We start from the raw sequence: 12,796 nt of genomic DNA, 5'->3' as shown, positions 1-12,796 counted from the left end.
CCTCCGATCATGATGGCGACCCGAACCCGGTGGCGAGTGGCTGGGGAATCCCGCGAATCCCGGTGCGGATAGTGAAGATCCGGCCGGAGTCCGGGTAGCGGGCAACTTGATCGGCAGTGAGGCGGTGGGTGCCGGTGGTGATGACCAGGGTCTCGAGTCGAGGTCCGGCGAAGACGACGCTGGAGGTGTGAGGGGCGGGAACCTCGATCGCCTGAACCAGATGTCCCTGCGGTGAGTAGCGCTGGACCTGGCCCAGTCCCCACACGGCGATCCAGAGATGATGTTCGGAATCGATGGTCATTCCGTCGGGCAATCCGCGGCGGAACCGGATGAAAATCTCACGTTGGCCCGTCGCACCGGTCGCCGGATCATAGTGGCGGCGAAACACCACTCCCCGTGAGGAGTCGATGCTGTACAGCAGGCGGCCATCCGGACTCCACACCAGCCCGTTGGCGAGGCTGAGGTCATCGTCGATGACAGTGATCAGCCCATCTGTGCCGACACACACCAGCATCTCCGAGTCCGATGGGCCGTCGACACAGGCCGTACCGACGAGATATCGGCCGACAGGGTCGGCCTTGGCATCGTTGAGCCGGCGGCGGTGGTCGAGACCGAGAACCATAGGCCCAGGACTGAATCGGCCCGCAGCCACCGTGTAGAGGCGCTCGGTGCCGGCGACAACGAGCTCGCCGGTCATGGTGGCTGTGACGGCGCTGACAGTCTCATCGAGATGCAGGATCTCGGTAACTGTGATGTTGTCTGCGTTGTCGAGTGTTCCGAGGTAGATATCGCCCTGCGGCGTGTCGACCCATAGCACCTGCTGCCGGGCCGGATCCCAGAAAGGGCCTTCAGCTAATACATGGGTCCTATCAGTGGCGACCTTTGGCGTTGCGATCATGAGAGGTCACACTTCTTCCCAGAATTCCCAAGCCATATCGGGTATTTCGATGCTGAGGTCCGGTCCGTGGCACGTCCCGATCGGTACTCCGCGGCACTGTTCCCCGGCTGAGTCCGGGGTGTACCGAAAGCCGCGGAACTCGGCTCCGCGGTTGGTCTCGACGTGGTAGGTATGCGAGCGGAAGGAGCGATTGGACAGCGCCACAGTGAGTTTGCCGTCCGGCCGGGTAAAGGCGCAGACCCGCAGATCGTCGTCCGAGCCGTCGGGTTCCTCGACGGTGACCGAGCGGCAGTCCCAGGGCATGTGCCGGACGAAGCTGCCCACGGCATGCCAGTTGTAGGGATTCCACGTCCAATGTCCCGGGGGCAACTCGGGGAGGTTGGTCCCGTTGTGCCCGTGTGGTTGCCACAGGCCCAGCGAGTAGCCGCTGGCTTCCTCGTGGCCGAGCGGTTTGAGTGCGTGGATCCAGAACCAGGACGGTGCGTCAGCGAGCTGGAACCAATTCATGATGTTCTGCACTGTGTTTAAGCAGCGTGCCGGTGTCGCCGGCCCCTGCAGGTATTCGAACTCGTTGTTCATCCGAGGTTTGCCGGTCGGCTCGCTGGGCGGGCGGATGTGCTTGGAGTCCGAACCGACCAGGTGCATCACCAGGATGTCGACCAGGTTGTGGTGGGCGGGGTCGTCGAGTACCGGCCTGATGAAACGGAAATCCCAGGACAGGCCGGTGTCGGCGAGGATGGCGATGCGCGGGTTATACGCGCGGACGGCCGGAGCCACGGCCTGAAATGCCCGCACGTAATCCTCTGGGCGATAGGAACATCCGGGCCAGGTGCTGTAGAAGAAGGGTTCGTTCTGCATTCCCCACATGGCCACCGGTATTCCGGCCTCGTCGAGGGTGCGCAGGTCTTGGACACGTGAGGCCGCGAAGTCGGCGAGGAACCGGTCGACGTCTCCGTGATACTCGGGGTCGTCGGCGAAATCGGGCCCGAAGCAGCGCAGGCCGTCCTGGTCATGGTCGATCCCGATATAGGATCCGCTGGTCTTCCAATATGGTTGCGGGGACCAGTATTCGTAGGAAACACCTTCGATCCCGGCGACCTCGATCATCTCGCGCAACTCGTCGAATTGTGTAGGCCATCGGGGCCGCAGGTGTTTGCGCTCGGCGTCGGTACCTCGGACGAACAGACCGCCGGCCAGCCGACAGTATCGGAAGCCCGACAGCATCTCCCGGTAGAGCCGCTGGCGTTCGGCAGGAGTCAGGTCATGCGGGACACTGGTCGTCTCCTCGGGGATGCCCAGGTTACCCGACCCTATCGAATCCGACATGATCTCGAATCCGATACCGGTGATTAGCTGTTTGGGTGCGTCGGTGTGCACGACGATCCGGGACCGCTCGGAGGCCGGTTCGACTCTCGCGGGCCGTTGCTCGGGGTAATGGTAGGCGGCGATACGTTCCGCTTCGTGTCGTGCGAGGTCGTCGATGAACCGGATAGTGGGTGCGTCGAGCGTGGTATCAACGGGATTGTCGGACATGGATTCCTACCTGTGAATCGGGCGTTCCAACTCTGGACGAAAATCGCTGCGGGAAGTCACGCGCGAGGCCACCGGCTACGGTTTACGGTGTATCGGTCCACGACTTCCGGGTCGAGCTCGAATCCGAGACCGGGACCATCGGGCACGCTCAGCCGTCCGGATTCGTAGAGCGGGGCCTGCTGTACCAGCTGGTGTCGCAGAGCGTTGGGTAACTGGTTGTATTCGTAGCGTCGGGCGTTGGGAACCGAGGCCAGATAGTGTAGTGCCGCGTGCATCGCCACCGCCGACCCGACGCCGTGTGGCGAGACGTCGACATGGAACGTCCCCGCCAGCGCGGCTATCCGCAGCGCCTCGGTGAGGCCGCCGCACCGGGTCAGGTTCGGCATGACGACATCGATTGCTCCCCAGGTCAGTGAATCTCGAACGTCATAACGCGTGAAGTGGGTCTCGCCGTTGACGATCGTCAAACCGGTCCGGTGACGCAATTCGGCCAGCGAATCGAGGTCGTCTACCGTTAGTGGCTCTTCCAGCCAGGAAACACCGAGTTCGGCCAGCCCTCGGCCGAGCCGGGTTGCGGCGTCGAGGTGATAGCTGCAATTGGCGTCGACGAGCACCTCGACGCCCTCCCCGACCGCCTCGACCACCGCGGCCACATGCGCAAGGTCGATGCCGACACCGCGACCAAGTTTGAGTTTGATCGCGCGAAACCCCTGCGCAGCGAATTCTACGGCGCGGCGAGCGGATTCGGCCGGCTCGTCGAGCAGCGGGACGGGACTGGCGTAGCACTCCACTGATCGGCGGATCGGACCGCCCAGGAGCCGGTACACCGGCATCCCCAGCGCCTTTCCCCGCAGATCCCACAGTGCCAAATCCACTCCCGACAGCGCTTCCATGTAGAAGCCACGGTTGTGCCCGAGCGCTGCCTGCGCCTGATACATCGTTTCCCACGCCGACACGCTGGACATCGCATCGGTGCCGAGCAGCAGCGGGGCGATGATCCGATCGATCACAGTGGCGGTGACCTCGGGCGCTGGTAAACCGTATGCCTCACCGACTCCGATAGTGCCGTCGTCAGCATGCACGAACACGAGCGTGGTGTACTGCCCAAGCCGGGGCAACACCCGATGGCTGGCGGCGGGATGGGTCAGCCAATGCGGAACATTGTCGATGCCGCCGTACGCATCGGCGAACGGTGCCGCCAGCGCCACCACCTCGATCGCGGCCACGCGGATATCCTGATCGTGTTGCCTCGCAAGCTGATCGAATTCAGTCGACATAGAGTCCTCCGTTCACGTTGACGGTCTCGCCGGTGATGGAGGCGGCCGCGTCCGAGGACAGGAACACTGCGAGTGCGGCGATCTCCTGGGGAGTGGTCAAGCGGCCGATCGGTATCTTGTTCGCCAGATCGCTTTGACGCTGGGGTGAATGTGACTGTCGGAACAGGTCGGTGTCGACGATGCCAGGGGCGATCGCGTTGACGGTAATGCCCCAGCGTGCAACCTCGATCGCGACATTACGGGTCATTCCGATCATTCCGGCTTTGGATGCCGCGTAGGAGACGTTGTCGCCGTATAGCGGCGCGGTCTTGGCGCTCATGGAGGCGATGCCGATGATGCGACCGAAACCCTTGTCACGCATCGCGGGTAGCACCTGTCGGGTCCATAGGAACGCACCCGACAGGTTCACCCTCAGCACACGCTCCCAGTCGCCATAACCAGTGTCGACGGTGGGACTCGGCATACTCACGGCGGCGTTGTTGACGAGGATGTCACAACTTCCGAACTCGTCGGTCACCCGATCGGCCGCCCGGCGCACCGACTCTTCGTCGGTCACGTCGACCGTGTAACAACGAACGCGGCCGGCTGACCGGCGCACCAACCCCTGCGCCCCGGAGGTATCGATGTCGACCACGGCCACCGACGCTCCCGCCGCATGCAATGCTTCGCCGATGGCGGCGCCGATACCGCGGCCGCCACCGGTCACGACCGCCACCCGATCGGTCAACCCGCTGCGCACGATCGGTTCCTCGCTAATGCATGATGCCGTCGGCGTACAAGCCGAATGCTTCGTGCGCGGCACCGAATCCCAAGTCTTGCACCAGCCGTCGCTTCCAAGGACGCTGCGCGATAGCGTGCGTCAGCCGCCGTGCGGTGCGGGGGCGGCTCACGATCATCTCGGCAAGCTCCCAGGCACGTGGCAGCAGGCGGTCGGCGGGTAGGACCTCGTTGACCAGCCCGAGTTCCAGGGCCTGTTGGGCCCCGATGGGTAGGCCCGTGTAGAGATGGTAGGCGGCTCGTTTGGTGCCGATGAGTTCCTGCAAGGTCAGTTGCTGGCCATCACCCGGTGCGCTGCCGGCCAGCAGGTGAGGGTCGATTATGGTCGCCGTCTCTGCGGCGAGAGTGATATCAGAGAGCAGAGCGAACTCGGTGTGCGCGATGCTCGGTCCGTTGATGGCCGCGATCGTTGGGATGTCGATGCCGAACACGAAGTTCTCCAGCAGTTTCGTCATGTCGTAGAAACCGTGCTCGTAGGCGAAGTCCTTGGGCCGCGTGGCATCCGCGGGACCGGCGCCCGTCGGGTCTGGTACTCCGAGCCACTGGTCGCCTGTCCCGGTGAGGATCAGCACCTCGTTGTCGGGATCGTTGCCGATCTCCTGCCATGCTTGCGCCCACGCGTTGTGCATGGCGAAACCGAATCGCGCGGGTCCGCCGTCGGTGTGCATTCGCAGCTCGATGATGCCATTACGGCGTTGCATGACGAAGTAATCGGCGTACTTCTCGGCGTAGGTGTCGAAATTCGGGCGTGCGACGAAACCACCGACTTGGGCATGCCAGTCGTCGAGTTCTTTGGGCATCGAAATACCTTTCTGAGATTGGTCCAGCTATCCTGAATTACTAACCGAAGCACTGCTTCGACTATACGAAGCAGTGCTTCGTTTGGCAAGTGGGCGATCATCGACGCAAGGATGGATGTCATGAACACCCCGGATCGAGCGACCGACGTGGCGATGCGCGCCGACGGTCGGCGCAACCGTGACCAGCTGATGGACGCTGCGCGCGCCACTTTCGCGACCGAGGGCGTCGATGCGTCGCTGCGGGAGGTGGCTCGCCGGGCTGGTGTGAATATCGCGACGCTGTATCGGCATTTCCCGAACCGGGAAGCCCTGCTGGAGGCGGTGGTCCGCGACCTGTTCGACCACCTCACGGCGCGCGCCCACACCCTGACTGGCGCGGACGACGGTCTTTTCACCTGGATGTGCGAACTGGTCGACGCATTGAACGCCTACGTCGGCCTGCCCGGCGCGGTACAGAGTTCGCTGCAGGATCCGACCTCGCCGTTGCACGAGGCCTGCAGCAGGCTCGGCAGCGCCGCTACCAACCTGCTGACCAGTGCCCGAAACGCCGGCCAGGTGCGATCGGACCTGCAAACACACGAAATACTGGCCACCGCCAATGCGGCAGCGTGGTTGGGCCAGCTACCCGTCGGACTGTCCTCGCACCGGTTCCTGGCCCTCTTCACCGAGGGCTGGCACTGCGACTCGTAGAGCTGCTAAACCATTCTGATCTCGTCGTCTGGACCTGGACTGTAGGTGTTCGGAAACCCGACGACCGACATGTGGCAGATAGCTCTTCCTGTAGACCGCCGCAGGCCTTGGGGGCTGCGATACCTTCGAGCTGACGCTCCAGGATCAGCGCACATTCGAACGCGGCGAGGCCCCCACCACCGACAGCACTAGCATCGCCCTGAGCGTGTGCTATCGGCATAGGCTGCGGGGCAGGTATAACGAGCAATTGGATAGTTCTATGGACCGAGGGCGAATTCGAGAGGAACCGGCGGGTCCGATCGCAAACGACGCTCGTCGCGGTCCCGACAGCGACAGCGTATGGCTCATCCTTCCGGAACCGGAATGGGATGCGGAGTCTCCACTCCCGTCGGGAGCAATGGTCGGCGGCTGGAGGCTTGGTGAGAACGGCCGACCCGGCCCGTTCCAGCCCAATCCGCATTATCGCCCGCACGATGGAGCCACGCCCACCGATCCCCTTGACGCGGTTCTGCGCCTTTTCGCCGCAGGCGAGGATGTCGGCCACCGGATCGTCCCCATGGTGCTCGGCGCAGTCCTACAGATCGGATGCGACGAGCGTGGCGCGCCGCGGCCGTGTCGCGCCCCAGACGGGGCGCCGTGCGTCGCGGTGGTCACTGCCGAGGTACACAAACGGCGGGTGAATGTAGACCGCTGGCTGTCTATCACCGGCGATTGCCTGCCCGAGCTAACACCGCCAGGTGCGGACATCCTGTTCAATCCCGGTGGACCGGCCCAGTTCCGGCTCGTCGCCAAAGCGCTGCGTCACGTTGAATGACGGTCACTGATGGGTAGACTCGCATTCCAGTTCGAGCAGGTCAGCAAGCGGATCAGTCAGGCCTTGAAGGAGGGGGCCGATACGATCGGCGCCCGCCTGCTCGACACCCGTGAGCGAATCGGAGTGGCCACCCAGGACTTGGCCAACGTCGACGGCGCCGTCCGAATATCGTGGCGCGACAACGATATCGACCTACATGGCACAGATCGCAGCGGGAACTCCGTACGCTTCAACGCACGTCAGGTGCGCAGCATCCCGCTGCGAACCTCCGACGGCGAGGTCATCGGTGTATCGTTCCCGTCGAAAGCCGACGATGCCGAAGAACTCCGTCAGTGGGCTCGCATGCCGACACGGAACGCCGCCATCAAATACCAGGACGTCGAGAAGATTCCTACAGACGACGGTGACGGCGTCAAGCACATGTGGGCTTTCGGTCCGTATGTTGCGACGCCTTGGGCCGACCGCGACACCATCTACGCACACGCCCACGGCACGGCGACTTCGTACGACGTTAAGGTCACCATCCGAACTCCATTCCGGCGCCGGAGCACAATCGTCAGCCTGGACGGAACCGAATACGGCAAGTTGCTCGAGGCCAACAGATACTTCACCCGAGCCGCTGGGGCCACCAAGGACAAGGACCTGGTGCTGATCTCGTGCAACGCCGGATCTCCCGACGGCTCCGCACTGGAGGGCACGGCCGCACACCTGCACGAATCGGGCGCTCTCACCGGCAGCGTGCACGGATTCATCAACGAGGTCATCTGGCCATCAAACCCGGTTACGGGAGAGGCCAACCTCGGAGCCGCACAGGTGACGGGTGCCTCAGGCGCTCCCACATCGCCGATCGCGACGGTCCCTCCCCCAACTACCGGATCGGACCCGCCCTAGCGCCCGAGGCAGCAGGTCCTAACTACGTCAGCTGGTTTTCAGCCGACAGAGCCCGATCGACCAGCCGGGAGAAGTACACATTGCTCATACCTGCTGACTCCAGTGACGAAAACGACACCATGATTCACCGTGAAACTTGAACGCGGAGGTCGCCGAAGGCCACATGTGTGCGACCGGATGCAATCTCGTCGGCGTGTCGGACCGCTGCATCCAGTGCTCGACTCTCAGTCTGCCGCAGCAGCTCGGCGAACAGGCGTCCCTCGAGTTTCAGGCCGTCGGATACCGGTAGCTGTTCGCCTTGGATGATGGCTTCCTTCCCAGCAGCCAGCTCTGCACGCGGAAAGACAGCCATCTGCTCCGCGAGGTCGAGTACGTCCGCGGCAAATGTGGCCGTCGGCAGGACTCGCTGGACGAGTCCGAGCCGCAGCGCCTCCTCGGCATCGATCACTCGTCCGCTCAGCACCACACCGGCGGCAGCCCTGGCACCGAGGAGACGGGAGAGCCGTCGGGTAACTCCGGCACCGGGAAGGAATCCGAGACCGATTTCGGGCAGTCGGAAGTGTGCGCGTTCGCTGGCTATCCGGAACGTAGCCGACAGGCTCAGTTCCACCGCACCGCCCCACGCCTGTCCATCGATGGCGACTACTACCGGTTGCGGAATGTCTTCGATACGCCGGAACGTGTCGCACCAGGCGCGTGCCTCGGGCGGTGCGCCGACGGCCAACCCCGCAAGCTCGTCCAGGTCCGCGTGCGCTGCAAAAAAGGAGGGCACCGCACTCTCCAGCACGACGACACGCACCGAATCGTCCTCGGCAAGATCTCCCAACCGATTGCCAAGTTCAGCGAGGCCATGGAAGGTCAGGAAGTTTCGCGGTGGATGATGATAAGTCAAGACGGCCACCTGCTTACCCCGTGCTATGCGCCAGAGAGGCATCTGGTTCTCCTAGATCGTTGCTGGCAGAACACTCAGAGGCTTGAGTGGTATCGGTCGGGAAGCCGTGAGTGGGCGCATAGCCGTCAGATTCCGGCGATGAGCTTGCGGAGCAACTCGGCCAGCTGATCGCGTTGGGATTGATCCAGAGCGCCGAAAATATCGGAGCTGACCCTTTCCTGCAGGTCGGATATCACTGCTTGTAGAGATTCTCCCGCCTCGGTCAGGCGCAACCGAAACGCGCGCCGATCAGCTGGATCCGGATTGCGCAGCATCAGACCCTCGGCTTCCAGTCCGTCGACCAGGGGGGTGACGGCGCGGGCGGTGACGCCCAGCTGGTCGGCCAGGTCCCGCATCCGGATCCCCGGCGTTTCACCGACCGCCACCACCAGTCGAACCCGTGCTGGGGATAGGCCGTGCTCGGCGAAGCCCGCGAGGCCACGGCGGGCGAAGGAGCCGGAGGCGCGGTGTAGCAGTTCGCCCAGTTCGGTGGCCGTCACATGTGTCATGAGGCCTAGTGTAGCCAAAATAGGAGAAGTCAGTAATAATGGAAGATGTAACTATCTGGTAGGTAAGTAACTGGAGGTGGACATGAAGACGATCGTGGTCACAGGCGCGACAGGTCATCAGGGTGGCGCGGTGGTGGATGCGCTGCTGGCATCCGGCACGCCATGGCGGGTACGAGCCCTGACGCGGAAGGCTGACAGTGCCGCGGCCAAGGCTCTGGCGGTTCGCGGAGTGGAGCCCGTGGAAGCCGATCTGGATCGGCCTGAAACACTGACTCCCGCCCTGGAGGGCGCCTATGGGGTTTTCGGGGTGCAACAGCGCGGCAAGAAGGAGACCGCGCGCGGCGTGTCCCTGATCGATGCCGCAGTACAGGCGGGCGTCGAGCATTTCGTCTACTCGTCTGTCGGCGGCGTGGAGCGAGTCCGCGGCATCCCGCACTTCGACAGCAAGTGGGAGGTCGAAAAGCACCTGCGACAGAGCGGGTTGCCTGCCACGGTCCTGCGACCGTCCAGCTACATGGAGGGCTTCACCATGCCTGGCGCGGCGACGATGGGGATGTCGATGATGTCGGCGACACTGGGTGACTCGAAAACCCTGCAGATGATCGCGGTTCGCGACATCGGGATTTTCGCCGCTCTGGCCTTCGCCAGCCCAGCGACCTACATCGGCGAGACACTGGAGTTGGCGGGCGACGAGTTGACCGTTCCGCAGATGGCCCGCTTCACCGGCAAGAAATACTGGCGACGTATGCCGCAGTGGCTGCTGCGTGCGATGGGACCGGAGTCGCGAATGTTCTTCTGGTTCGGCGAGTCCGGATACCAGGCCGACATCGCAGATCTGCGCCGCCGTCACCCGGGTCTGCTCACGTTCGAGCAGTGGTTCACCCAACAGGCCAAAGGATGAGCATCGCCGCGCGGTGGGCGGTGCGGATGGTGGCGACGGCGGCAGCAGCGGACGCCATCGTCCAGGCTATGCTGGCCGGCAAGTTCCTGGCGGGCAACTATGACGCCCTTGGTGTGCACGCCGGCAACGGCGGCGTCCTCGCGCTGATCACACTGGTGTTCCTCCTCGCAGCGCTCCTCGATCGGCAACTGTCACACGGACCCTGGTGGCCGATCCTCACCATCGCAGCTGTTCAGGTGGCCTTGGGCATCCAGAGATGGCTGGGTGAGTCCAACCGCCTGGCATGGCATGTTCCGCTCGGCATCACAATCGTGACCAGCCTGTTGATGGTGACGGTCTGGTCGTGGCGCACCCGCCCTGTCGTGGAGTTGGCGCGGTGAGCGGCAGATTGACCCGCCGGCGCGTACTCGGATTGGCGGCGATCGCGGCCGCCGCCGGAGCCGGGTTGACATGGGAACTGTCTGGGGCGCGTCAGGTCGGCGAGATGGCACGCAGCGAGCTCGCCTTGCCGGAGCCATTCACCCTGCCGGGGACAATTCCGGCGGTTCTCGAGCCGCAGCGACAAGACTCGACCACCGACTATTACCAGCTCACGCAGCTGCGCGCGCATGTGCAGATCATTCCCGGACACTTGACCGAAATATGGGGCTACAACGGACTATTCCCCGGACCCACGCTGAAGGCCACCCGTGGTCGTACCGCGGTGGTGACCCACCGCAACGAATTGCCGGAACCGACGGTAGTGCACCTGCATGGCGGGCACACCCCCGCCGAATACGACGGTTACCCCACCGACCTGCTCTACCCGGAGGGAAGCCCGGCCCCCACAATGGATCCCGACGATCCCCAGGCGAGGATCACCCAGGGCAGCCGCGACTACGTCTATCCCCATCAACAGCCCGCCGCCACCCTCTGGTACCACGACCACCGCATGGGCCATACAGGCGCCACCGTGTGGCGCGGACTGGCGGGCTTCCATCTGATCGGCGACGACATTGAGGACTCGCTGGGGCTGCCTCGCGAGGACTACGATCTGCCTCTGCTGTTGTGCGACAGGTCTTTCGGATCCGATGGGTCATTCCTCTATTCCGGCATGGAACCCGGCCACCACTCCCAGGGAATGCTCGGTGATGTCGTGCTGGTCAACGGAGTCCCCTGGCCGCTCTACTCCGTCGCCGCCGCACGGTATCGCCTGCGGTGGCTCAATGCCAGCAATGCTCGCGTCTACCGACTCGTCCTGCACGGCACCCACCGAGAGGCACCGAACTTCATTCAGATCGGTTCGGACGGAGGCTTGCTGGGCGCACCGCAGCACCTCGACGCCTTCGATATCGCACCCGGAGAACGTATCGACACAGTGTTGGATTTGTCTGGCTACCGGGTCGGCGACGAACTCACCGTGGTCAACGACCTCGGGACCGGCAGCACTGTTCCCGTGTTGCGCCTACGAATCACCCGCACGGTGACCGACACCTCCCGGATACCGGATCGCCTCGCGGACGTCGAGCAGATCGACACACGAACCGCGACGCATCGATCGTTCGACTTCCGGCAGGACCGAGCCAGGGACGCATGGCTTATCAACGGTCGCCCGTTCGACCCGCTGTTGGTCGACGCTGACGTCAAGCTTGGACAGGTCGAGATATGGCGGTTGACAACGAATTTCAATCACCCGGTGCACGTCCATCTCGATCAATTCCAAGTGCTGTCTCGAAACCGCCGCCCGCCCAGACCAACCGACCTGGGGCGCAAGGACACCCTGAATCTCGGCGCCAGCGAGGAGGCCGAAATCGCGATCCGTTTCGGCGACTACACGGGCCGTTATCTGATCCATTGCCACAACCTCGAACACGAGGACATGGCCATGATGGCAACACTTGTCACCCATCGATAGGGAGGAAACCATGACACGCTCCACCAGCAGTCGTGCTGAGGAGCTGGCACTGAAGGTCATGCTGCCGGTACTCATCGGACTGTATCGACTCAGCGGCGGTCGTCTCGCAGGCTCGATGAACGGCACCTCGATCATGCTGTTGACCACCACGGGCCGCCGATCCGGACAGCGACGCACAGTGCCGGTGAGCTATCTCGCCAGCAACTCGACCTACATTGTCGCGGCCACCAATGGCGGCCGCGATACCCAACCAGGCTGGTACCACAACGTGCGAACGCAACCACAGGTCACGATTCAGGTGAAAGACCGCACAATGACGGCCGTCGCCGAGATTGTCGACCCACAGACACGCGACGAGTTGTGGGCACGACTCGTCACGTCCGCCCCTCAGATCTACCAGGGCCTGCAAGCACGCACCACCCGCACATTTCCGATCGTCATCTTTCGCCCTACGCCGTGACCGCCTCTTCTCGTTCCTCTGGTTCGCCGGCGAACTCGGTGACATCGTGAACAGGGGTCCACATTCACAACAACCAGGCGCCGACACCCGCAGCCAACGCTCGCGCCCCAACGGCGGCGCGCTGCCTCGACCATGCCACAGGGCACACTCGTGGCGGGGACGACGAATCCGTCGAACACCAATTGACGCAGCGGCTGATCAGCGCCCCACTTTCGGCGAGTCGGTTGACACGTCTGCTCGCCTTCGACCGCACCGGCCGAACCCGACGAGTCAGCCCTCCGAAGATCAACGGACCGAGGTCATTTCACCCGACTGTGCCATTCGAAACGGCGGGGAGAACAGGCTCGAGGCTTGACCTGAGCGGCGACACAGAGCCCAGGTGTCGGGGATGCCGTAATCGGATCTGATCTACGCAAATCGA

14 protein-coding genes are annotated in these 12,796 nt (G+C 63.6%); 7 read left to right on the top strand and 7 right to left on the bottom strand.

From position 1 onward, the window contains the following. Positions 1 to 7: 7 nt before the first annotated feature. The 5 genes from VMT40_RS37155 to VMT40_RS37135 are packed head-to-tail and all read right to left on the bottom strand — an operon-like array spanning position 8 to position 5,285. Complete coding sequence (locus VMT40_RS37155; RefSeq protein ID WP_326364352.1) at positions 8 to 898, bottom strand: SMP-30/gluconolactonase/LRE family protein; 891 nt, start codon at positions 896 to 898, stop codon at positions 8 to 10. A gap of 6 nt (positions 899 to 904) precedes the next feature. Next, positions 905 to 2,431 (bottom strand): hypothetical protein, encoded by a 1,527-nt coding sequence (locus VMT40_RS37150; RefSeq protein WP_326364351.1) that lies wholly within the window; start codon positions 2,429 to 2,431, stop codon positions 905 to 907. A 56-nt stretch (positions 2,432 to 2,487) separates the two neighbouring features. Then, on the bottom strand, positions 2,488 to 3,708 hold the full coding sequence (locus VMT40_RS37145) for a mandelate racemase/muconate lactonizing enzyme family protein (RefSeq protein ID WP_326364350.1): 1,221 nt from the start codon (positions 3,706 to 3,708) through the stop codon (positions 2,488 to 2,490). Then, positions 3,698 to 4,447 (bottom strand): SDR family NAD(P)-dependent oxidoreductase, encoded by a 750-nt coding sequence (locus tag VMT40_RS37140; RefSeq protein WP_326364349.1) that lies wholly within the window; start codon positions 4,445 to 4,447, stop codon positions 3,698 to 3,700. Before VMT40_RS37140 ends, VMT40_RS37145 begins: the two co-directional genes overlap by 11 nt. 13 nt (positions 4,448 to 4,460) lie before the next feature. Further along, positions 4,461 to 5,285, bottom strand: coding sequence for an enoyl-CoA hydratase/isomerase family protein (locus VMT40_RS37135; protein ID WP_326364348.1), 825 nt, complete (start codon positions 5,283 to 5,285; stop codon positions 4,461 to 4,463). A 120-nt stretch (positions 5,286 to 5,405) separates the two neighbouring features. Between VMT40_RS37135 and VMT40_RS37130 the strand changes: the two genes are divergently transcribed. From VMT40_RS37130 to VMT40_RS37120, 3 genes are all read left to right on the top strand, one after another. Further along, entirely contained in the window at positions 5,406 to 5,975 is a 570-nt protein-coding gene (locus tag VMT40_RS37130; RefSeq protein ID WP_326364347.1) for a helix-turn-helix domain-containing protein, read from the top strand. 259 nt (positions 5,976 to 6,234) lie between these two features. After that, positions 6,235 to 6,789: a type VII secretion system-associated protein gene (locus VMT40_RS37125; RefSeq protein ID WP_326364346.1), complete on the top strand. Its 555-nt coding sequence runs from the start codon at positions 6,235 to 6,237 to the stop codon at positions 6,787 to 6,789. A 9-nt stretch (positions 6,790 to 6,798) separates the two neighbouring features. Next, complete coding sequence (locus VMT40_RS37120; protein ID WP_326364345.1) at positions 6,799 to 7,680, top strand: hypothetical protein; 882 nt, start codon at positions 6,799 to 6,801, stop codon at positions 7,678 to 7,680. A gap of 124 nt (positions 7,681 to 7,804) precedes the next feature. On the opposite strand, the gene VMT40_RS37115 is transcribed toward VMT40_RS37120, so the two are convergent. Then, entirely contained in the window at positions 7,805 to 8,581 is a 777-nt protein-coding gene (locus VMT40_RS37115) for an enoyl-CoA hydratase/isomerase family protein (protein WP_326364344.1), read from the bottom strand. 116 nt (positions 8,582 to 8,697) lie between these two features. Further along, positions 8,698 to 9,120, bottom strand: coding sequence for a MarR family winged helix-turn-helix transcriptional regulator (locus tag VMT40_RS37110; protein ID WP_326364343.1), 423 nt, complete (start codon positions 9,118 to 9,120; stop codon positions 8,698 to 8,700). Between the two features lie 82 nt (positions 9,121 to 9,202). Between VMT40_RS37110 and VMT40_RS37105 the strand changes: the two genes are divergently transcribed. The 4 genes from VMT40_RS37105 to VMT40_RS37090 are packed head-to-tail and all read left to right on the top strand — an operon-like array spanning position 9,203 to position 12,375. After that, positions 9,203 to 10,021, top strand: a complete 819-nt coding sequence (locus VMT40_RS37105; protein ID WP_326364342.1) for an NmrA/HSCARG family protein — start codon at positions 9,203 to 9,205, stop codon at positions 10,019 to 10,021. Further along, positions 10,018 to 10,401 carry a hypothetical protein gene (locus VMT40_RS37100; RefSeq protein WP_326364341.1) on the top strand — a complete coding sequence of 128 codons (384 nt, stop codon included), beginning with the start codon at positions 10,018 to 10,020 and terminating at the stop codon, positions 10,399 to 10,401. The genes VMT40_RS37105 and VMT40_RS37100 overlap by 4 nt, the downstream gene beginning before the upstream one ends. Then, positions 10,398 to 11,915 carry a multicopper oxidase family protein gene (locus VMT40_RS37095; protein ID WP_326364340.1) on the top strand — a complete coding sequence of 506 codons (1,518 nt, stop codon included), beginning with the start codon at positions 10,398 to 10,400 and terminating at the stop codon, positions 11,913 to 11,915. The genes VMT40_RS37100 and VMT40_RS37095 overlap by 4 nt, the downstream gene beginning before the upstream one ends. Positions 11,916 to 11,925: 10 nt before the next feature. Beyond that, the gene (locus tag VMT40_RS37090; RefSeq protein WP_326364339.1) at positions 11,926 to 12,375 is read left to right on the top strand and encodes a nitroreductase/quinone reductase family protein; all 450 of its coding nucleotides are present in this window, start codon (positions 11,926 to 11,928) and stop codon (positions 12,373 to 12,375) included. Positions 12,376 to 12,796 lie beyond the last annotated feature (421 nt).

The sequence above is a fragment of the Nocardia sp. CDC160 genome, assembly GCF_035818795.1.
GTDB lineage: Bacteria > Actinomycetota > Actinomycetes > Mycobacteriales > Mycobacteriaceae > Nocardia.
Note: the sequence above shows the minus strand (reverse complement) of the source record. Positions and strands in the feature narration are given on the sequence as shown.

Bases quoted from the DNA above. Each gene is read 5' to 3' on its own strand.
- VMT40_RS37105 (WP_326364342.1), top strand. From the start codon at position 9,203: ATGAAGACGATCGTGGTCACAGGCGCGACAGGTCATCAGGGTGGCGCG.
- VMT40_RS37150 (WP_326364351.1), bottom strand. From the start codon at position 2,431: ATGTCCGACAATCCCGTTGATACCACGCTCGACGCACCCACTATCCGG.
- VMT40_RS37135 (WP_326364348.1), bottom strand. From the start codon at position 5,285: ATGCCCAAAGAACTCGACGACTGGCATGCCCAAGTCGGTGGTTTCGTC.
- VMT40_RS37100 (WP_326364341.1), top strand. From the start codon at position 10,018: ATGAGCATCGCCGCGCGGTGGGCGGTGCGGATGGTGGCGACGGCGGCA.
- VMT40_RS37155 (WP_326364352.1), bottom strand. From the start codon at position 898: ATGATCGCAACGCCAAAGGTCGCCACTGATAGGACCCATGTATTAGCT.
- VMT40_RS37120 (WP_326364345.1), top strand. From the start codon at position 6,799: ATGGGTAGACTCGCATTCCAGTTCGAGCAGGTCAGCAAGCGGATCAGT.
- VMT40_RS37110 (WP_326364343.1), bottom strand. From the start codon at position 9,120: ATGACACATGTGACGGCCACCGAACTGGGCGAACTGCTACACCGCGCC.
- VMT40_RS37130 (WP_326364347.1), top strand. From the start codon at position 5,406: ATGAACACCCCGGATCGAGCGACCGACGTGGCGATGCGCGCCGACGGT.
- VMT40_RS37125 (WP_326364346.1), top strand. From the start codon at position 6,235: ATGGACCGAGGGCGAATTCGAGAGGAACCGGCGGGTCCGATCGCAAAC.
- VMT40_RS37145 (WP_326364350.1), bottom strand. From the start codon at position 3,708: ATGTCGACTGAATTCGATCAGCTTGCGAGGCAACACGATCAGGATATC.
- VMT40_RS37090 (WP_326364339.1), top strand. From the start codon at position 11,926: ATGACACGCTCCACCAGCAGTCGTGCTGAGGAGCTGGCACTGAAGGTC.